Annotated in this window: 15 protein-coding genes and 2 pseudogenes; 8 read left to right on the top strand and 9 right to left on the bottom strand. The window is 59.5% G+C overall.

From position 1 onward, the window contains the following. Positions 1-168: a hypothetical protein gene (locus Hbl1158_RS06845; RefSeq protein WP_234299304.1), complete on the bottom strand. Its 168-nt coding sequence runs from the start codon at positions 166-168 to the stop codon at positions 1-3. Positions 169-377: 209 nt separating this feature from the next. Here Hbl1158_RS06845 and Hbl1158_RS06840 point away from each other — a divergent pair, with 209 nt between their 5' ends. The 4 genes and pseudogenes from Hbl1158_RS06840 (at position 378) to Hbl1158_RS06825 (ending at position 4,659) form a co-directional block, all read left to right on the top strand. After that, positions 378-1,289, top strand: coding sequence for a UbiA prenyltransferase family protein (locus tag Hbl1158_RS06840; RefSeq protein WP_234299303.1), 912 nt, complete (start codon positions 378-380; stop codon positions 1,287-1,289). Then, positions 1,286-1,924 (top strand): PHP domain-containing protein, encoded by a 639-nt coding sequence (locus Hbl1158_RS06835; protein ID WP_234299302.1) that lies wholly within the window; start codon positions 1,286-1,288, stop codon positions 1,922-1,924. The genes Hbl1158_RS06840 and Hbl1158_RS06835 overlap by 4 nt, the downstream gene beginning before the upstream one ends. Further along, positions 1,921-2,898 carry a lysylphosphatidylglycerol synthase transmembrane domain-containing protein gene (locus Hbl1158_RS06830; RefSeq protein WP_234299301.1) on the top strand — a complete coding sequence of 326 codons (978 nt, stop codon included), beginning with the start codon at positions 1,921-1,923 and terminating at the stop codon, positions 2,896-2,898. Before Hbl1158_RS06835 ends, Hbl1158_RS06830 begins: the two co-directional genes overlap by 4 nt. Positions 2,899-3,737: 839 nt before the next feature. Next, a pseudogene (locus Hbl1158_RS06825) lies at positions 3,738-4,659 on the top strand (IS1595 family transposase). Here Hbl1158_RS06825 and Hbl1158_RS06820 read toward each other — a convergent pair. The 3 genes and pseudogenes from Hbl1158_RS06820 to Hbl1158_RS06810 form a co-directional block, all read right to left on the bottom strand. Beyond that, positions 4,659-4,859 (bottom strand): annotated as a pseudogene (locus Hbl1158_RS06820) (glycosyltransferase); the annotation flags it as partial. The pseudogenes Hbl1158_RS06825 and Hbl1158_RS06820 overlap by 1 nt on opposite strands. Before the next feature lie 118 nt (positions 4,860-4,977). Further along, positions 4,978-5,874 (bottom strand): hypothetical protein, encoded by an 897-nt coding sequence (locus Hbl1158_RS06815; protein ID WP_234299300.1) that lies wholly within the window; start codon positions 5,872-5,874, stop codon positions 4,978-4,980. An 86-nt stretch (positions 5,875-5,960) separates the two neighbouring features. Next, entirely contained in the window at positions 5,961-6,398 is a 438-nt protein-coding gene (locus Hbl1158_RS06810) for a hypothetical protein (protein WP_234299299.1), read from the bottom strand. A 964-nt stretch (positions 6,399-7,362) separates the two neighbouring features. Here Hbl1158_RS06810 and Hbl1158_RS06805 point away from each other — a divergent pair. Then, complete coding sequence (locus tag Hbl1158_RS06805) at positions 7,363-8,892, top strand: glycosyltransferase family 39 protein (protein ID WP_234299298.1); 1,530 nt, start codon at positions 7,363-7,365, stop codon at positions 8,890-8,892. Positions 8,893-8,928: 36 nt separating this feature from the next. On the opposite strand, the gene Hbl1158_RS06800 is transcribed toward Hbl1158_RS06805, so the two are convergent. Beyond that, positions 8,929-10,338 carry a polysaccharide biosynthesis C-terminal domain-containing protein gene (locus Hbl1158_RS06800; protein WP_234299297.1) on the bottom strand — a complete coding sequence of 470 codons (1,410 nt, stop codon included), beginning with the start codon at positions 10,336-10,338 and terminating at the stop codon, positions 8,929-8,931. A 26-nt stretch (positions 10,339-10,364) separates the two neighbouring features. Next, positions 10,365-11,678 (bottom strand): sulfatase, encoded by a 1,314-nt coding sequence (locus Hbl1158_RS06795; RefSeq protein WP_234299296.1) that lies wholly within the window; start codon positions 11,676-11,678, stop codon positions 10,365-10,367. Positions 11,679-11,809: 131 nt separating this feature from the next. Here Hbl1158_RS06795 and Hbl1158_RS06790 point away from each other — a divergent pair, with 131 nt between their 5' ends. The 3 genes from Hbl1158_RS06790 (at position 11,810) to Hbl1158_RS06780 (ending at position 16,812) form a co-directional block, all read left to right on the top strand. Next, positions 11,810-15,220 carry an oligosaccharyl transferase, archaeosortase A system-associated gene (locus tag Hbl1158_RS06790; protein WP_234299295.1) on the top strand — a complete coding sequence of 1,137 codons (3,411 nt, stop codon included), beginning with the start codon at positions 11,810-11,812 and terminating at the stop codon, positions 15,218-15,220. A gap of 135 nt (positions 15,221-15,355) precedes the next feature. Further along, entirely contained in the window at positions 15,356-16,243 is an 888-nt protein-coding gene (locus Hbl1158_RS06785) for a DUF368 domain-containing protein (protein ID WP_234299485.1), read from the top strand. 116 nt (positions 16,244-16,359) lie between these two features. Continuing rightward, entirely contained in the window at positions 16,360-16,812 is a 453-nt protein-coding gene (locus Hbl1158_RS06780) for a DUF371 domain-containing protein (RefSeq protein ID WP_234299294.1), read from the top strand. 82 nt (positions 16,813-16,894) lie between these two features. Here Hbl1158_RS06780 and Hbl1158_RS06775 read toward each other — a convergent pair whose 3' ends face one another. From Hbl1158_RS06775 to Hbl1158_RS06765, 3 genes are all read right to left on the bottom strand, one after another. After that, positions 16,895-19,156 carry a PT domain-containing protein gene (locus Hbl1158_RS06775; RefSeq protein ID WP_234299293.1) on the bottom strand — a complete coding sequence of 754 codons (2,262 nt, stop codon included), beginning with the start codon at positions 19,154-19,156 and terminating at the stop codon, positions 16,895-16,897. 126 nt (positions 19,157-19,282) lie between these two features. Then, positions 19,283-19,729 carry a hypothetical protein gene (locus Hbl1158_RS06770; RefSeq protein WP_234299292.1) on the bottom strand — a complete coding sequence of 149 codons (447 nt, stop codon included), beginning with the start codon at positions 19,727-19,729 and terminating at the stop codon, positions 19,283-19,285. A 44-nt stretch (positions 19,730-19,773) separates the two neighbouring features. Continuing rightward, positions 19,774-20,160, bottom strand: a complete 387-nt coding sequence (locus Hbl1158_RS06765; protein ID WP_234299291.1) for a methylglyoxal synthase — start codon at positions 20,158-20,160, stop codon at positions 19,774-19,776. Between the last annotated feature and the right edge of the window lie 73 nt (positions 20,161-20,233).

Raw genomic sequence — 20,233 nt, 5'->3', positions numbered from 1 at the left:
CTATTGGGTGTCGGGATCGATCTCGATCATTTCGTTATCGGGCGGATCAATCGCGGAGACTGGACGAACGCTCGTCGCTGTCTCCGAAACCCAGCTCAGATATTCCTCGATCAATCCTCCATATTCGACAGCGGCGACATCTGGCGTGATCAGCGATTGTTGAGTCATTTGCTTATCGGTGGCGTTCTCATACCGGACTCTGGACGGCCAGCCCGTACTGGGCGTTTGTAACAGCAGTCACGGTTTATACACACGTACTTGCTGATTTATATTCAGATCCCCGGACTAGAGACGGATACTTCGAAAAAAGTACGTAGGGGCTATCAGACAGCAACGCTACCTTTATCATCCTTTTCTCCGCTGATTTAGATTACTGAATGGCTGAATCGTCGCACACGAGTAATCCAGTTACTACGGTTACCGGGCTAGTTCGAGAAATTCGTCCGTGGCAGTGGTACAAACAGGGCGTGATGCTTCTAGGCATCATCTTCTCAAGGAACCTTCTTAATGCTGAAGCGTGGATCAGCCTACTCATTGGTGTCGTGTCATTCACCGCTGTTGCTGGGGCGACCTACATCTTTAACGACATTAACGACTTAGAAGAGGATCGCAATCATCCTGAAAAACAGCATCGTCCCATCGCTAGTGGACAGGTGCCTGTCCCGGTTGCGATTGTCTTTGGCGGCTCTCTCACACTCGTCGGATTGGTAGCTGCGTACAGCCTCGGACCGTTCTTTCTAGTTGTATTACTTGTATACCTCGCCCAGAATGCCCTTTACTCACTCTATTTAAAACAACTTGTATTCGTTGACGTGTTGCTCGTTGCGGTGGGATTCGTACTCCGTGCGATTGCTGGCGTCATCGCTATTGACGTGTTCCTGAGTCCGTGGCTTATCGTCAGCACCTTTCTCCTTGCGCTGGTGCTCGCGCTCGGGAAACGACGTAACGAACTCGAGATCACATCAAATCCACGCGATAGTCGAGAGGTGCTTGGAGAGTACTCCAAAGGGAACCTCGATCAATTGCTCGTGATGACGATGGCAACCTTGCTGATGGCATACTCGCTGTACACGTTCTCCCGCACCGATCCAACGATGATGGTGACACTCCCGTTTGCTTTTTTCGGCGTGTTCCGCTACCATCATCTCGTTCATACAACCGACGTGGCTGGACAACCAGAATATCTCCTCACAGATCGCCCTTCGATCGCGAACCTGATTATGTGGGGTCTCGTAGCGATTGCTGTCCTCTACAACGTCCCCGAACTTGCAATTGAGGTAGTTCGATGAAAAAGTATGATTTGCAGGTGCATATGGATGCATCACCTTGTTCACGAGCAAGCCCCGAAGATGTGGTTGAAGCAGCGTTGGAAGCCGGATTGGACGGGATTGCAATCACGAACCACGATACGCTTGAAGACTTTGATGCGGTGAGTACGCTTGCACCTGCGGACCTGACTGTCATCCCTGGCGTTGAAGTAACAACGACACAGGGCCATCTGCTTGCGCTTAATGTCAATAAGGCGCCACCACAGGACGACCCGCTAACAGTTATTGATGCGATACATGATCAAGATGGGCTCGCTATTCTATCACATCCATTTGACAAGCTTCGGGAATACTACAGCGATAATCTGGCTGAGATTGCTAGTGTGATTGACGGCGTCGAAGTGCTAAACTCGCGTTGTCTTATTCCTCAGTATAACCAAAACGCACGCTCGTTCGCAGAAAAACATAGCCTCACTATCACGGGCGGAAGTGACGCTCACTTCCCAATGGAAGTGGGACGGGCTTATACGATGTGTGAAGAACCAATCCTCAATGCAATTCGTGAGGGGGCGACGGAAACTGGTGGTCGCGGTGGCTATTTCTCCGGGCACGTTGCAACGAAGCTCAACGATGCACTCTCTTATCTGAACTTATGAGCGGGTATCTATATCGAATCCAGGATGCGATCCGGACACATGGTCTCTGGGTAACCGCTCTCTTGACAGTTGCCGTCTTTTTTGGCCTCTTCCTGTTCGGGGATGCCCCTGCAGTTGTTGATGCACTCGGGTCACTCGAATTGTGGCGGATTGGGGCTGTGTTTGGTCTCGTTACTTTGAGTTACGGTATCCGCTTTCTCAAGTGGGAATATTACCTCCGTACACTCCGGATTGACGTTCCGCTCAAGACCAGTCTCCTGATCTTCGTGAGCGGGTTGATGATGGTGATAACTCCGGGAAAGGCTGGTGAAGTTTGGAAGGCCTGGTTTCTCCGAGACGAACAGGGCATCCCGGTGAATCAAACGGCGCCTGTTGTCGGTGCAGAACGTGTGACTGATCTGTTGGCGTTGGCAGCGTTTGCGTTTCTCGGAGTCGTGCTGTATAGACAATCGTCAACGACGCTGATCGGTGTTACCGTGCTATTTGTAGGCGGCGTTGCACTCCTCCAGTGGCGATCGCTTTGTCTACGAATTCTAACTCTATGCGAAACGATCCCTCTGATCGGTTCGTATGCTGATGAGATCAGAGAATTCTATGATAGCACATACGCACTCTTTCGACCAAAGCAGCTAGGCGTGGCGATGGTGATCAGTCTTGTTGCATGGGGAATGGAGGGCGTCGCACTCTGGATTGTGTTGAATGGCTTCGCTACGGACGCGTCGATACTACTAGCACTATTTGTGTTGGGATTAGGTTCGGTTGTCGGGGCTGCGAGTCTGTTACCTGGTGGTCTGGGAGCTGCTGAAGCCAGTATGGTCGGTATGCTGGTCTTTTTTGAATATTCGCGGGCGATTGCCGTCAGCTCAACGTTAGTGATCCGGGTGGGCACACTCTGGTACGGGGCCGTTCTGGGGACTGTCGTCTTCGCCTCCTATCGATACGTTCGCGACCGAAATACTCTAGAATCATCTTAACGGACCTGTCTGCTCATCCCCACTTTGTTTAGTGTTATCACGCACGAATTCGTATAGCGGACGAGCGATGATTAGGAAAGAGACCACAGCAGTAAATAAAATCAGGCGGAGGTCAGTCTGCTGAACCGCTCCAACGGAAAACGACCGAAGTGATTGACCTATAACCACATAGAAAATCGCCCACGGCAGTTCGCCGACCAGAGTTCCTATAGCGAAAGACTGTGCTGAGACCCCTGCGAGTCCGGCGCTGTAGGAGACAGCGTCTGCGGGTGCCGGTGAGAGTCGAGCAGCGACCATCCCGCGGAGTTCGCCTGTCGTCTCTACGATTCTTGCTCCTCGTTCTGCAACTTGTCCGAGGTATGCAAAATCGTTGCCGACTCTGGTGGCTAGAAGGAATGGCGGTAAACACGTCAACACTGTTCCAAGTAACACAAACGGAACACCTTCCGGGAAACCCGATATATAACCAATAAACACGGAAAATACACTTAACGGCCATAAGAGGAATGGGCGAATCACATAGAGTCCAACCATCGCAAGTATAAGCAGGAGCCAATTGGGATCGGTTTTCTGAGCCAGTGGCAGATACACCGTAGGCGTGAATACTATACCTATCAAGGCAAGGACTCCAAGACCAACAATCAAAGATAGTATCTGTAATAGCCGATAGCGAGAATTATCACTCATAAATATAATTTCTAATAGGAATATCTCGGGAATCTTGGTATCACACCATCTTTCGCATTATTAAATCTTTCTCCACAGTATCAGAACTTGCGATTTCCTGAAATGAGTATTTTCACTTACTTTCTTGACGCGAACGCCCAACCCGACGAAGCATGTTCCCAGTAACAACGTTCGTCTCGGAGCGTCGCGCCGCGATCTGCTGGCACTAATTCGCTGGAGTGACGGCGTTTATTGCCCACGCTACCGTGCCGAATCAGTAATTCGGTACGGCAGCTATCGAGAGTTCCAGCGATACCGCTGTAAGAATTGTGACCGTACATTCAACGACCAGACCGTCACTATTGTCGAATATTTATTATTTTCACTCAGGAAGTGGTTTCTTGCTGTCTACACTCACATCCGCTTCAACACCAGTCTTCGGCAGTTAGTTGTTGAGATTGAGGTCTCCTACAAGACAGTATAACGGCGCGTCCAGCGCTTGGAAAAGGCACTAGACGCGCCTCGTCCACAGCTCGAAGGGCCGGTCGAAATCGACGACCTGTAGGTGAAAGTTGGACTCAAGGGCCGCAAGCGCCACCAAAAGTCGCGTTCTCGTGGGCTCTTCGCGCGTGGACGAGGTATGTACAAGCAGGACAAGCCACCCGTTTATTCTGACTAATCGCGGTACTGGAGACCGCTACGTGCTACCAGCGAAGCCCGCCGGTGATCTACAATTCGACTCCTGCTTGTGAACCGCAAAGAGGAGTCGCTGGCCGTCCACACCGACGGCTTTCGAGTGTACAAACCACTTGACGAGGTCGATCCATTCGACCGTGAATACGTCGTCCACGGCGATGGCGAATACGCCGATGAAGACGTTCACGTCGATACCTACGAGAGCCACGGATCGCTAGTGCGATCCTGGCTCTCGCCCCATCGGGGTGTCTCCAAGGACAAGCTCACGCAGTATTTCAGAACGTTTCAACTTCGGCGTCGTGTCTACCGAAAACCGGGAAAGAAGCTCTCAAAACCATCCTCGAAACTGTCCTCAAGCTCACCAACAATCTACGCCACAGGGGCGTTCCCCGGTTCTGATCGTGCCTGGAAACGGTAACCGGGAATTCGACCTCTGAGATGGCTTTCTCAGGCACGGATATCGAGTTTTCATCGGAACATTCGTAAACGACAATAACCTCTAAGTCTTTGTACGTTTGAGACTCGATTCTCTCTAACGCGTTTCTAATGTAGTCCTCTGGATTATAATACGGAACAACGACGGATAGCGTCGGACTCATACCGCCACCGATCGCAACCTCGGTGATTATGTGCTGACATTCCACAGCTAACCCCCGGATGATTCGTTTTACTGTGGAAGTCGAGGTCATCGAATACGTGAGTCGAACGAAGCACTTGTTACCCGCGCCGAAAGATCGCATCCCGGAAGCGTTCTAGGCTATGTCGCTCGTTCATAGGGAGGGTCTTTCGCTTCAGATACCGCCAGGACCAATCGAGATACGAATAGTCCATCTGTTGAACGTCGTCCCACAGCCCGATCGATCGAATAACCGACTTGTATCTGTGAGCTTTTTGGAGGTGTTTCATATCATGGTAATGAACGACAATAACGTCATCAGGGATCCGAATTCGCAGGTGAAGCGGGTAATTATACCGATTATTCACCGAGATCGTATCGTATTCCTGAGATAATAGCCCGAGGGTAACTTGATCCGCATGCCACTCATACGGAATGTCCGGATAGATCGTCTTCACAGCCTCCATCCACCGGTGGCCGAACCCGTTGTTCGCGGTGAGAACGAATCCCGCGTTCCAGTAGGGAGGAATGGGATTGTGATCGAACGTGCTCTTCTCCGTCCAGCGAGGCGACGGTAAGTCGAGACGTTCGGCTAAACTTCGCCACGTTACGGACGATTCTGACTCACGACCCCAGTACTGAAGGCCGATATCGGCGGGCTTAAGATATAGGTCGTGTCCGCTCTCGTGAACGGTTATCTCATCAAATACGAGGGTATCCGTATCAAGCAGTAGGAGGTACTCTTCATCAGCGGTCTGTTCGGCTGATTTCAGGGCGTCGATCTTCGTCGAGATTCCGTATTCCGGGATCGTCTGCTTTCCCCGGACGATCGTTCCGAGATCTGAAAGTTCACTCTCATGCGACGGAGACTCGCTTTCGGGGACGAACACGTATATCTCGACATCTGGGTTCGTTCGAGCAAGCGAACGAGCAAGATACAGTCCCTGCTCGTCGTATTTACCTTCTCCCGCAGCGAACGTGACTGCCAGTTCACCCATTGACCCGTCTGAGGAGGCAAGTAGTCTTATTGCTGTTGACTTTGACCTCTCGTTGGCATCCTATCTAAAAACGGTACGGTGGGACACTACATCGGATCTCGGAAGTCGGGGTGATCCTCATCCCGTCCGTTTTCGATAACCCGATCGCGGTGCTCCATCCACGTCTCATGGCGAACCAAAATAGTTACTGGGATTCGGTCGACCTCCGCGACCTTGGCGATCGCCAGCCTGTGGCGGCCGTCGACAAACAATAGCGTTCCGTCTCGACCGATGTCCACCGTGATCTCGTGTGCGAATCTTTCAAGCAGTCCCTTCGGACCGATGTCGTTGCCGAACCCAGTACCGACGCGCTCTCCTGTCTGGTAGAGTTCAGTCTGGGTTCGATATCCGTTCTCAGCGATGTCCTCGTGGAGCGAGTCGATCTTCGCATAGCGACGCCGAACATCGGACTCTGTCTGCGGCCAGTCGTAAGAGTCGTTTCGATCTTCTGTAGCTCGTCTCGATACAGTTGCGTTTCTTCCCACGGGACACCGTCATCGAAGTGCCTCCTGAACGACTCGTACAGCGTGCTCTCCGAAAATCGGTCGGCGATTTTCGGAGACGCCGAAGCATTCGGGTGTGTTTGTGGGTCTCCTCGATCCCAGTCTCCACCCATCACCCGTCCGAACGCATATTTTCCATCTCAGACCGTCTTCTCGAATGAGACCTCAAACCTGTGGTAATAGTGTAAGGAATAATATAATTTCTAAATATCACATGGTGAAATCTCCATCAGATCTTCCAGTTCGCAGTTCAACCTCCGAACGATGCTTTCTCACAATTATGAACGAACTCGTTTCGGAAGACGGCGCTTCAACCGACAGAAGAGGTCTGCAGTATATAAAAACCAAGAGCGGTGATGTCACCCTACACTACTTCAATCACCTCATGTACGAATCACTATCGACGGATCGATAGTTTGGGTCGATCCTCGGTTAGAGAGCTATCTATTCAGAGACAGACAGCAATCGGGGCAATTATTTTTCGTCCTGAGCCCCCGATGAACTGCTTCATCTGTATGCCGCGAACTCTTTGATTACGGTAGTGATTTACCGAGCTGCTATATCGAACAATGTAGGATGTTCCACGAACAGGTCTGTGTCGGACCAAGAGTTCCGAGAGGACTCCTGCGATCGTTTCCTTTTTATTATTTTTGAGGCCGGCAATTTGGTATATGAAACCATTCTCAAGACTCATATGACAACGTCTACGATGGCTTTATACACCATGGGAACCGATAATTCATATACTACGTTTGAATACATAGACTGGATCACAGGAGAGCGAAAAATAAAAATAGTTTAATAATTTCTTGCTTCCATATACGAACCAATGAATAACAAAATATATACTAATGTTTGTAACCAGCTAACCAGTTACGGTGAGCTCTATCTTATCGTAATACTGATCACAGTCAGATACGCGGGCAACCTCCCTGGAGGAGTGATTATGGACGAAGTGTTCTACGCGCAAGCAGGTATTTCGATGATCGAAGGAAATATGCATGGAAACCCAACGCATATGCATGCTCCGCTCGCAAAGTACCTGATTGGTGCTTCACAGTGGTTGTTTGGGGTTTCCGAGGAAACAATCCGTGCACCAATTGCGATGATCGGGGTCGCTTCTATCACCGTGATCTATGGAACTGCACGGTACGTTTTCAACCGTCTGACCGCACTCGTCGCGGCGTTGCTCCTTGCTGCTCTTCCAGAGTATAACTACTATGCCACGATGGCGATGCTTGACGTTCCGCTAGCGGTAGTCGTGACTGCGGCCTTCGGCGTGACCGTCTGGTGGTATCGCGAAGAACGCGACGGTCAAGCAGCATCCATACTTGGCACATTGAGCGTGTTTGCCGGTTCGATCAAGGTACAAGGTGCCCTCTACGTGTTCGGATTGTTGGCAATCGTTTCTTGGATGGCACTCGTCGAACATCGTAACCGTTGGCGACGGATCGTACGGGCGTACACCGTGGGGGCTGTACTCACATTCATACTTGTCTATTTACCGTTCGCGTTCTCTCCAGCACCGACGTACTACGGCGGGGCCACACCCCCAGAAATCGCACAAACGATTTTCTCGATACCGTGGCTCGGAAGCGTCGCATTCGCCTTTGCAGCGTCGATAGTTCACAATCTCTCGCATTTGGATAACGGCCACCGAGTTATCGTGCTGGGGACGACGTACTTTTCGCCTCCAGCGTGGGTCCTTCCCTACTGGATCGCCACGTTCGGTGGTATTCCGTACCTTGCCGGACTCGTCACAGCGGTGATCGCAGCGCTCGGCCGGATCGGAGATCGAGGGATCCGCATCGGATTCGTGGGACTCCTGATCGGCCCACTTCTCATCCACTCAGTATTATCTGTTAAACTATCTAGATATCTCGTCCCATTATATCCGCTGCTTGCTCTCGCGGCGGGATACTTAATTGTGAAAATTTCCATGGTAGTTGTCAGATTTGTCTCCGATCAGCGTTCGAAGAAGCTGGCCTCACAAAGGAGACTCGTGGCGGTCGCAATCACGCTATTACTCTTGATTTCGATCGTTCCACCATCACTCGGAGGGGCGACCACACACGACTCGATCCGAACCGATTCAGGTATCGGGGACGCCTCGAAAGATATCACGAACCACGCAAGCGAAAATACCCAAGCGACTGCTATCGTGGTAAATCCGCTTCCGTTTCGATGGTATCTCGGGGAACATCGGGTCGGGAAGTTTACTAAGAACGTACACGTTCCGAAACAGTTCGCGGTGGGAGACAGATCGGTTACCCTCGTCGGAACAAAATATAGCAACATCGGTACCGTCTTGGACAAACGCCGTCCTTGTCTCGTCGTCGTCTCGACCTCGTGGGTCGATAAGGTCGACGAGGACAACTCGGTGTTGCAATATATAGAGGATAGTATAGATAATCGTGATAATATCAAACGACACGGCGAATTCATGGTGATAGACACCTGCTCGGGGGATTCCTGAAACCATTCGAGCTTCTATTCGTTGTCATACCCAGGGTCAACGTCCGAGGTACTGTTCTTGTGCGTCAGAGATGATCGTACGAGCCGTATCCATGAAAATGTCCGAGAGAGAAACGAGAAACAGACCATAGAGGACGGCACCGACTCCGACGAGTCCGAGAAGTTCGAACCACGAGGAAACTCCCCAGAAGCCGTGTAAGAGATCGATGATGAGAAACATTCCAACGCCGGCGACGACCTGATATCGAATCGCCGGTGGAAACGGATTGTACGGAATCTCGCGACGCGCATAGTACGTCATGAGTACCAGTTTTGTTCCTTCTGCAACGATCGTTGCCAAGACGACACCCAGGGCACCCATCTGGAATATGAGTAAGACTCCCAAGCCGAGGTTCACGACCAGCGTGACCGTACTGAGATATAACATGAGATCCGGACGACCAAACCCTTCGAGTACTGAAGAGATCTGTACCGACTGTGTCTTGAGTATTTGATAAACTGCGAGCCCGATAAGCAACGGCACCGCATCACGATATGCCTCTCCGAACACGGTGACGATGATCGACTCAGGCATGGCTAATGCGCCGAAGAACAGCGGAATAGCGAACAACGAGGTGAACGAGACGTTATTAGTCACCTGTTGTGCCACTTCCTCGCCCCGGCTGGCCAGGGAGCTCACCTCTGCAAGAAGCCCCGACCCCATGACCATCGACAACAATGCTCCCGGCAAAGCGAGTTGCAACGCGATCCGATACTGCCCCGATGCGCCAGAGCCTATGACAGCACCAAGCAACAGGATATCCAGTTGTCCGTATGCAGATCCGACGAAACTACTAGATATTGAATACTTAGAATACGAGAGAATGTCCTCGACAGTCTGTTTACTCGGTAGTTGCGGTCTCACACCGAGCACGCGGAGCGAGAATGGAACGGTTAGCAAAGAGGCGGCCGTCAGACCGTAAATCATACCTCCCACTCCCCAGCCGAGGAGAACTAGCGCGACTTGTAGTGGTATCGTGAATAGCGATCGAAGTGAGTCAAGGAATACTGCGGTGCCGAACTTCCCTTGACCGGAAACCATGGGTTGTAACGTTTTGAAGAATATGAGCCCGACGAACACTACGGCTACGTAATATGGCCCGTTCTCGATATCGAAGTAATTGATACGTGGGCCGACAATCAATAGCCCTGCGACCACGATACCACCGAGGACTGTAGTCCCAACCAGACCGATGGTGAGTATTTCTCCGTCGCTGCGGCCCTCTTCAGCGATGTATTTCTGACAGGCGGTCCCCAGTCCACGTACGGGATTGTCAAGGATGTTCGCGACCGAGACGAGAACGCTGAATGCACCATATCCGACCGGACCGAGAGTTCGCGCGAACACGATGCTGCCGAGAAACCCGATAACGGCGAGAGAAATCTTGGCTACCAGTCCCTTCGACACCTCAAGCCCGAATCCCCCTTCTCGATTCATTCCATGTATCCGAGATTTTCGAGTTGGTTTTCGAGGTCGTCGCTTATCTCGACGGCTTGAGCCCGTTCAGAAGTTCGTTTGACCTCCTCAATGAACGAGTCCACGGCAGTTCGGTGGTCTGACTTGCCCTGGAAAGTGGTACGGTTGTGAGATTCTTCCGGATCGGAACATAGATCATACATTTCCTCCGTGTCGTCGCTGATATCGCGAATGTATTTTTCCGTCTCAGTTCGACTCATTAGTCGACCACGATCGAGGTCCGTTCCTACGTCTCCAGCCCACCCACCGAGAACGCGGTCACGGGTACCTTCGCGTGCGTCGACCCCGCGATAGGTGTCCGGAACGTCCACGTCGGCAAGTCGCAGGAGCGTCATCGGAACGTCGTTCAGTCCGACGAGGTGGTTGTGAACGCCCGATCCGTGAACGCCACCCAACATGAACGGTACGTGTACGTGTTCCTCGTAGAACCGATTCTTGTGACCGAAGCCACCATGTTCGTGGAACTCTTCGCCGTGGTCGGCCGTAACTGCCCACGTCGCGTTTCCGATACCATCGAGAAGTCGACCTATTTCAGCGTCGGTGTAGCGGATCTCGGCGTCATAGAGATCGACGAGATCGCTCCAATCCGATTCGCTCAGACCATCGGGGTCATCAAGTACTCGTTGTCGAAGCTTGACTCCCCGTCGTTTGGAGATGGGCTCCCCGAAGGCTTGATGCTCCGAGGGAGGGATATACGGGTGGTGTGGGTCCATGTAGTGTACCCACAAAAACCAGGGTTCCTGTACCGATTCAACCCATTCGAGTGCTTCGTCGGTCAAGGTGGTTGCGTCTTTATAGTAGTCCCCGACATCGACACCGGCGTGTTCTTCAGTTTTCGTGTGAACCCACGATAGCAGGTCGTTGACCCGACCGCCGACGTTCTCGGAGACATATCGGCGTAGCCGGGACGCAAACGTGGGATCCCGCTCGGAGTCGCTGAAGTGGTCGAATCCGCGATCATACCCGAATTGTGCGGAGAGATATGGATTTGAATGGAAACCGGCGGTCGCATACCCCGAATCCGAGAGGGGAACCGAGAGAGGGACCTGCTCATCGGCGAGGTGGTCGAACCCGCCGTATAGAAGCCCATGGGTCGAAGTCAGTATCGATGGAAAGGACGGTCTCGTCGCGCATGCGTGCGCCACCGTATCGGTGAAGATGTGGGATTCGTCCGCGCGCTCGTCGAGCGTAGGGGTCGTATCACGGTCATATCCGTTAAATCCGACGTGATCTGCTCGAAGAGAGTCGACCGTGATCAGGGCTATGTTCATTAGCGAGAAGTTTCTGTCCCTGACGGTTATTTATCTATTGGACCGTGTTACAGAGCGAGTTTCGAGTCAACACGATCCGACAGACGACGATGTCATAAGCCTTAACCCCGCTTTCCAAGTCCTACGATGCAATGAGTCGAAGCGATAGCGACACGACCCCGGACGGCGGAAATCCCGCCTCCGCCGTTCCGGGCATCGACTACTCCTTCGAAGGGAAGTCGCTCACGGACATCCTCCGCGACCTCTATCATGTCCCGGCACTCGTCGCGGTCGTCGCGTTCATGCTGTGGGTTCGCCTCCAGTCCTACGACAACTTCGTTCGGGACGGTCAGGTGTACTTCTCCGGGAACGACGCGTGGTATCACCTCCGCGAGGTCCGATACACCGTCGCGAACTGGCCCTCGACGATGCCGTACGACCCCTGGACGTACTACCCGTTCGGCACGGCACAGGGCCAGTTCGGTACCCTCTACGACCAACTAGTCGCCACAGCAGCTCTCGTCGTCGGCCTCGGGTCCCCCTCCCAGACCCTCATCGCTAAGACCCTCCTCGTCGCGCCGGCGGTGTTCGGCGCGCTCGTCGCGGTTCCCACCTACCTCATCGGCAAACGTCTCGGCGGCCGTCTCGCGGGGCTCTTCGGGGCAGTCATTCTGATGTTCCTCCCCGGCACCTTCCTCCGTCGGGGACTCGTCGGCTTCGCCGACCACAACATCGCCGAGCCGTTTTTCCAGGGCTTCGCGGTCGTCGCGCTCATGATCGCGCTCGCGGTCGCCCAGCGCGACCGACCCATCTGGGAACTCGTCCAGGCGCGCGAGTGGGACGAACTGAAGCCGACGCTGACGTGGAGCGCTATCGCGGGCGTCGCGGTCGGACTGTACATCTGGACGTGGCCGCCGGCCGTCCTCTTGTTGGGCATCTTCGCCGCCTACGTCGCGTTCCAGGCCGTCAGCGACTACGCGGGCGGCCGGTCGCCGGATCACGTCGCGTTCGTCGCGGTCGTCTCGATGACCGTGACCGCGCTGATGGCGCTAGTTCGCTTCCAGGAGGCATCGTTCACCCCCTCGCAGTTCAGTCTGGTCCAGCCCGTCTTCGCGCTCGCGACGGTCGCGGGCGCGGTCCTTCTCGCGTTCCTCGCTCGACAGTTCGACGCACGCGAGTTTACTGACGACCGGATCGACGAGTACGGCTTCGCCGGCACCGTCGGCCTCCTCGGCGCAGTCGGCGTCCTCCTCGTCATCTTCGTCGAGGCAGCTCCGTTCACGACGATCGAGAGCAACCTCCTCCGATTCGTCGGCTTCTCAGCGAATGCACAGGCGCGTACCATCGGCGAGGCCCAGCCGTTCCTCCAGTCCGGCCTCGTGCGATACTACGGCGGCTTCGGCGTCGTGCTCGCCGAGTACGGATTCGCGTTCATCACGGCGCTCGCGGCGGCTGTCTGGCTGCTCGTCAAGCCGCTGTGGAAGCGTGGCACGACATCGGACTACTACTACCTGGGCGGCTCCGCGCTCGTCGTCGCGTTCGTGTTCGTCGGCGCGCCGATCTTCAACGACCTCGCGGGCGCGCTGGGCCTGAACCCCCAAGTGGCCGGACTCGGTCTCGTCGCGCTGCTCGTGTTCGGGGCGGCCGCGCGCGTCCGATACGACGCCGAGCACCTGTTCGTGTTCGTGTGGGCGGCGTTCATCACGGCCGCCGCGTTCACGCAGGTCCGGTTCAACTACTACCTCGCGGTCGCGGTCGCGGGGCTGAACGCGTACTTCCTCCGCGAGGCGCTGGCCGTCATCGGCGTCGACTTCTCGAGGGACCTGTCGACGCCGGACGTCGAGACGTACCAGGTCGTCGCGGTCGCGGTGACGATCATGGTCGTGCTCGGTCCGGTACTGGTCGTTCCGCTGTCGCTGGGCAACACGGGGCAGCCCTCGATCGACCGCACGAACACCGCCGTCGGCGTCGGCAACAGCACGGCTCCGGGCGCTGTGACCATCTGGGACGAGAACCTGGAGTGGATGGACGACAACACCCCCGAACAGGGGAACCTCGGCGGCGCGGGCAACGCCGACGAGTTGGAGTATTACGGCACGTACGAGCGCCCTCCGGGCAACGACTTCGAGTACCCCGAGGGGAGCTACGGCGTGATGTCGTGGTGGGACTACGGGCACTGGATCACCACGCGCGGCGAGCGCGTCCCGCACGCGAACCCGTTCCAGCAGGGCGCGACCTCGGCGGCGAACTACCTGCTCGCACCCAGCGAGGAGCGCGCCGAGGAGTCGCTCGCTGAGATCGACGACGACGGCGAGGCCGAGGAGATGCGGTACGTGATGGTCGACTGGCAGATGACGACGATCGGGTCGAAGTTCGGCGCGCCCACCGTCTTCTACGACGACGGGAACGTCTCCTCGTCGGACTTCTACTCGCCGGTCCTCCAGCGGAACCAGCAGGGGGAAGTCGTTGGACGAGCGGCGTTCAACGAGAAGAAGCAGCGCTACTACGAGAGCATGATGGTGCGGCTGTACAAGTACCACGGCAGCCGCGCCGAGCCGACCGTGAACACGCTGTTCGGCGAGCAGGTGATCGTGTTCGACTACGACACGGTGACCGCGGAGGACGGCACGACCTACAAGGTCCTCCCGGGCGGCGAGAACGCCTCGGCGATCCGCCCGTTCCCCAACGAGACCGCCGCCCAGGAGTTCGTCGAGGAGGACGGCAGCGCCCAGATCGGCGGCGTCGGGTCGTTCCCGCGCGAGGACGTCCCCGCGCTGGAACACTACCGGCTCGTGAGCACGTCTGACACCTCGGCGTACGGCTCCAGCGAGTACCAGCGGTCGGTGCTCGGCGAGTCGCGGGCGGTCGGGCTGCGACCCTCGCAGCTCCAGCAGACCAGCCCGCAGTGGGTGAAGACCTTCGAGAAGGTGCCCGGCGCGACCGTCGAGGGCACGGGAGCCGACCCCAACGAGACGCTGACCGCCACCGTCCGGATGGAGGTGCCGAACGCGGGGGCCGGCGGTAACGCCTCGACGTTCACCTACGAGCAGCAGACGACCGCCGATGAGGACGGACGCTTCGAGTTCACGCTGCCGTACTCGACGACCGGGTACGACGAGTACGGGCCCGAGAACGGCTACACGAACGTCAGCGTCCGTGCCGACGGCGGCTACACCGTCACCGGCGAGGTCGAGACCAACGAGTCGGCGTACGTCATCCGCAACCAGGGGTCGTTCAACGTCAGCGAGGGCGTCGTGAACGGCGACGTGGACGACACCGTGAGCGTCACCCTGGAGGAGGAGGTCCTCCAGGCACCCGAGGGCGCACAGAACGACTCGGAGACGAACGAGACGGCGAACGGGACGGAGACGAACGGCTCCGACAACACGAGCGCGCTGTCGGGCATCGACTCGTTCCAGACCTCCGACTCGATCGACGCCGACGGACCCGCCACCGCCGGTCCGACGACTGGTGACACCTCGACCGCGGGCGTGGCCCTCGTCGGCGACGCCGAACCCGCGGTCCGCGCGCCGGTTCGAGGCGCGGACGCGCTCGCGCCGTAGATGAGCGACGGAGCTGACGTAGAAGGCGACGGGATCGGTGGCGAGGCCGTCGACGGCGACGGTGACGGCGACCCCGGAGACGAGGGAATCGAACGCGAGCACGGCCCGCTGGGGACGTATCTCCGGGGAGTCGCGATGGGCACCGCCGACGCGGTCCCCGGCGTCTCGGGCGGAACGATCGCGCTGATCACGGGGATCTACGATCGACTGATCGCCGCCGTCACCGCGGCGACGCCGGGGCTCGCACTCCGTGCGCTCTCGGGACTGCGCGGCGACCGCGAACGGCTCCGCGCGGCGTTTCGAGAGGTCGACGGCGCATTCCTTCTCGCGCTCGGCGCGGGGATCGCGACGGCGATCCTCACAGTAACGCGGGCGCTCCACGTCGCGCTCGAGACCGCTCCCGTCCCCACGTACGGGTTTTTCTTCGGACTGATCGGGGCATCGGCGGTCGTGTTGCGCGGGGAGTTCCGGGTCGACACGCCCGCGCGGGCCGTCGCCGGAGCCGGCGGGATCGTAATCGCGTTCGTCGTCTCCGGGAGCGCCTCGGCCGCGCTCGGGGAGACGGCGCTGGCGACGTTCGTCGCCGGCGCGGTCGCCGTCAGCGCGATGATCCTCCCGGGCATCTCGGGGTCGCTGTTGCTCGTTATCCTCGGGCAGTACGACCGGATGACCGGGGCGCTGTCGACGTTCGTCGACTCGCTGATCGGCGTCGCGACCGGCGGGCCAACCGCGGCCGTCGTCCGCGACGGCGTCCCAGTCGTCGCCTTTCTCGCCGGCGGCGTCGTCGGCCTGCTGACCGTCGCTCACGCCGTCCGCGCGGCGCTTGCGGCGCGCCGAGAGGCGACGCTCGCGTTCCTGATCGGCCTCGTGATCGGGGCGCTTCGCGCGCCCGTCGAGCGCGCCGGCGAGGAGGCCGGCGCGTGGACCGCCGGCCTCGCGGGGGAGTTCGCGGTCGCGGGCGTCGTCGGTGCGGTCGCGGTGTTCGCACTCGACCGGCTCGCGGGCGGGATCGACCTCGACTGACCCGGGTCGACCTGAGCGCGACTGCGTCGGGACCGCGACCGCGTCACCGACCGCGACCGCGCCGGCGACGCCGCCGAGTCGCGGCCGTTTTGTCCGCGGTCGCCCGAATCGGGCACATGGACGAGGACACGGCCGGCGACGAGGAGTCGCCGGTCCGGGAGGTGACGGTTCGGGCGTCCGGTCACGAGCACGTCACCGCCGAACACGCGAGCACGTTCGAGGTGACGAGCGACGACTGGTTGACGCCGGCGGGCGACTGCATCGTCGGCGTCGAGGCGGACGCGACGCCCGCAGACGTGCCGCGGTCGTTCGTCGAGGCGTGTCGCTCGCGAGAGGCGACGATCGTCGCCGAGTTCAGCGCCGCGGACGCGACCCAGACGGTGACCGGTCGCGGCCATCCCGACCTGTCGTACGAGGGCGACAGAAGCATGGTCGGTCGAACGAGCGACTACGTCGACGAGCGGACGATCATGGTCGGCGCGGACGCCGCCGCCGGCGACTTCGACCGGCGTCTCGTCACCGCCCTGGAGCGGGGCGCGCCGCTCACGATGACGCTCCGCGTCGAGTAGGTTCGGCCGATACCAGGACGGGAGCCACGCGGCCGAGCGTCGACGCGTTCCCGCTTCGGACGCGTTCCCGCTTCAGAACCGATCACGCGAGGTCGGTTCGCACGGCCACCTCTGCCCGGTCGATTGCCTCCTGCACGCGCGGGTACAGCGCCACCACCGACGAGTCGTCGTAGCCGCCGAGATCCTCGCTGAACAGCACGTCGAGCGCCTCCTCCAGCGCCGCCGCCGCACGCGTCAGCCGGTCGTTCGCGGACTGCGCGTCGCCGCGCTCGGCGGTCGCCGTCGCCGCGTCGACGGCCTCCAGCGCGGCCGAAAGCCGCTCGACGACCTCGTCGCCGCCGCGGTCCTGCCGAGCGAACTCGCTCGCCAGATCGAGGAGGTCGGCCAGCTCCGCTCGCAGCGTCTCCGCGAGGCTCGCCTTCCCCGTCTCGACGGCCTCGCGGATCGCCTCGCCGTCGTCGCCGAAGTCCGCCGGGGTGACGCGGTACGCGCCCGGGCGGCCAGCGCCGTCGACGACCTCCACCGTGTAGCGGCCGTCGCGGTGGACCGCGACGGCGAAGCGGTCCGCCTCCACCGGCGCTCCCTCGTAGACGACGCCCGCGTAGTCTTCGACGATCCGGACGTGCGCGATTCCCGTGGTTGTACGGCCGTCACCGCGGATCCAGCCGGCGTCCTCGGTCGCGACGACCGTCAGGTCGCCCGCCGAGCCGGCGCGGTGGAGTCCGCCGTCGTGAACGAACCCGACCGCCAGCGGTGCGATCCCGGGACCGTTCACCGTGAGTCGATGCTCGCCCGGGTCGACGTGGAGGAATCCGAGCACTCCCGCCCGAGTGACCGACGCGACCGGGTCCGCACTCGCGAGCTGCGTACACAGTTCCACCGGCGGGCTCCCGAAGGAGACGGTGATCGAGGTTCCGAGCGCGTCGCGTGCGCCCTGGCTCACCCTGTCGAGCGCGCCCTCGGCACCCGAGGCGAGCAGTCGCACCCGTCCGACGACGCGGTCTCGCAGTCCCGCGGGCGACCTGCCGTCGATCCGGCGGCGGTGTGCGGGGTCGGTAACGTCCGCGAGGGGGTCGGTGAACCGCTCTTGCTCCCAGGGGATGCCGACCGACGTGATGTGGCTCGCGAGCCGGTCCTCTAGGAAGCCGGGGACCGCGAACTCGAAGCTCAACTGCGGGCCGACGAAGTCGTCGATCACGTCGCTGAGGACCTCGATCGGTTCGAGCGCGTAGGTGGCGTCGCCGTCCGTCGCGCTCTCCGGGTGGGTGAAGACGAGCCCGGGGACGCGAAGCGGGAGCGACTCCGGTGGTCGAGGGATCCCGCGCCAGTCGCTTACGGTGACCGCCGCGTCGACGAACCCCTCGGGGCCGACCGAGAGGTCGGGGTGGTCGTCGAGGCGATGACCGTCGAGTTCCGGCATGACGAACGGGAGGCGCGCGCCCTCGTCGCGCGGGAGGCCGTAGGCGAATCTGGTCGGGTCTCCCGACGCGACATCGACGAAGTCGTTCGACACGTCCGAGTTCCAATCCCCGCCGGCGAGCCGCTCGAACGTCGGGACGCGCCCGTTGACCTCGCTCGCGCTGGAGTGAGAACCGACCTCCGCGAGGACTCCCGGGCGGGCGTCACCCGAGAGGTCGGGGTCGAGAAACTCGTTGTTCGGCACCGACCGGGAGTGTGCGCTCGCCGACAGCAGCAGCGGTCGGCCGGACTCGCGGTCGACGAACACCTGCAACAGCTCCCAGTCGTGCCAATGGAAGTTGACCGTGAACTGGTCGAACACAGAGTACTGCCAGTACTGGACCGCGTCGATACCGTCTGCCGCCTCGACGACGGCGTAGAACACGGTCGGGGCGGGCGGTTCACCGGTCTCGGCGAACGCGGCCGAGTAGTCGTCGAGTGCCGTGAACCCGTCGACGACCCGCCCGTCCGCCGTCTCGACGACGTACGGGCGCGGGTCGGTCGGGAACCACTTCTCCAACCGGCCGTAGTAGAGGTCGGGCGCGTACCGCCTGACCAGCGCGGGCACCTGGCCGGGCGGTTCGTCCGTCGGCGTCTCGGTCGGATCGTCGGTCGCCGTCTCTGTGGCGGTCGGCGCGGGCGTCGCAGACGGCGTTCCCGTCGGCGGCGACCCGCCGGCGCGCGACGCGCGCCACGCGCCGGCGACCCCGGCGGCACCGAGCACCCCCGCGCCGGCGATCCCGAGGAGTCGACGACGGTTCTCGTCGAGTCGAGCCCGCGCTCGTGTCTCGTCTGCGACGGCGTCCCCGGCGACGCCCTCGGACGCGCCGTCGTCGGCCTGCTCCTCGGCGGGCGGGTCGTCGCCCGCCCCTGGGTCTGGTACCACGGCTACTCTACCCTGCTCACGACAGGAGCCGATAAGTACCTGTCTGCGCTCCAGTCACCTCCGATATCGTAGCGAACCCGCCGAAGACGCGTCGAGTCGACGGACGGCGACAGATTGTCGCGCGCCTCAGTCGACCGAACACTCGGCCTCGGGGACGCCCTCGACGGGCGACTCGGACTGCTCGTAGGTGTCGTCGCCGGGGGCGGCCGCGAGCATGGGCAACGAGAGGCGGTAGTCGAACGCGATCGCGAACCGCGAGAACGGGTCGGCGAGGAACTCGCCGGGGTCGCCGACGCCGGCGAAGACGACGCCGGTGCGAAGCGATATCACCTCGACCTCTCCGGTGGAGCCGACGGCCGAGATGCCGAACGCGCCCTCGCCGCCGAGGTTGCTGAACAGCGACGTGTACACCGATAGGTCGATCGTCGGCCCCTCGGTGCCGACGTCGAGGTCTCGTCCGTCGCCGAAGCAGTCCTCCGGCGCGGCCGTCGCGGGCGCGACGGCCGGTCCCCCGACGGCCGCGAGCGACACGAGGAGGGCGAACACAGCGCGTACCGGGATCTCGGAGCGCACGGGCGTCGCTTCGGAGGTCCGAGTCAAAAAGTCGCCCGAACCGGCTATCGGTCCTGATAGCTCACGTCGCGATCGATCCCCTCGACGAGATACGCGGCGCTCACGGGGTTGGTCGCCAGCGGGACGTCGTGCACGTCGCAGATCCGGAGGAGTGCGGAGATGTCCGGTTCATGCGGTTGGGCGGTCAACGGGTCGCGCAGGAAGACGATGCCGTGACAGTCGCCGTCGGCGACCTCCGCGCCTATCTGCATGTCGCCCCCGAGCGGTCCCGACGACTTGCGCTCGACCGTGAGGTCGGTCTCCTCGTTCAGGCGCTTTCCGGTGGTTCCCGTCGCGAGCAGGTCGTGTTTCGAGAGCGTGTCGACGTACTCGCGGGCGAATTCGACGAGGGTGTCCTTCTGTTCGTCGTGGGCGATGAGCGCGAGGCGCATACCCGCTCCTCGATGGCGTGGGACTTGAGTACCGGCGGTAATCCCCCTTGCCCCAGTCACCGATGGTTTGCGG

It is taken from the genome of Halobaculum sp. CBA1158 (genome assembly GCF_021431925.1).
GTDB lineage: Archaea > Halobacteriota > Halobacteria > Halobacteriales > Haloferacaceae > Halobaculum.
This window is presented reverse-complemented; position numbering and strand designations above follow the sequence as displayed.